1 protein-coding gene is annotated in these 582 nt (G+C 35.6%); it reads right to left on the bottom strand.

The window, feature by feature from the left end; all coding sequences use genetic code 11:
• Positions 1-582, bottom strand: a 582-nt coding sequence (locus tag UGRO018_RS17775) for a hypothetical protein (protein ID WP_416327847.1), incomplete at both ends; no start/stop codon positions are given.

Genomic DNA, 582 nt, shown 5'->3' with positions numbered 1-582 from the left:
TATTCTTGATGTTCTTTTTAACCGGTATTCTCTCTTCCAGTCTTCATATGGCATCATCGTTCTTTGTTTCATCTGTTTTCTTCCACCGAAGCAGCACTGTTTTACTCGCTTTTTCAAGCCTGATAAGCGGTATTCTTCTCGATGAAGGCGAAACAACAGCATCTTCTGTTCATTTTTTAACTGTTTCTTTTTTGGTTTCCATACCTGCACTTCTTCAAGATAATCTGCTTTCGTCGTCTTCTTATGATGGCTCTTATCTATAAACATCTGTAATTGTTTATCTATCTTCTGAAGCTTTTTTTCATTATTCTTCATACGATTCATGATACGTTTTATCTTTTTCTCCACTTTTTTCTGATGGAGTCTATTACTTTCGATATTTGCTTTCAATAATGCTCTTGCCTCATGAACTGCTGCTAGTGGAAGGTAATCATTAGTACCATATTTCAGTTTCAAATCCCGTATCATATTCTTAGGCTTTGGGACATTATGGAAACGTATATCATATAGTTGATGGTAAGCCGTATGCAGAATGGAAGAATATAGCATCAGATCATGGCGAATCATAGGTAATACATCCTT

This window comes from Hoskinsella mucinilytica (assembly GCF_045223415.1).
Classification (GTDB): domain Bacteria; phylum Bacillota_I; class Bacilli_A; order Erysipelotrichales; family Erysipelotrichaceae; genus Hoskinsella; species Hoskinsella mucinilytica.
Note: the sequence above shows the minus strand (reverse complement) of the source record. Positions and strands in the feature narration are given on the sequence as shown.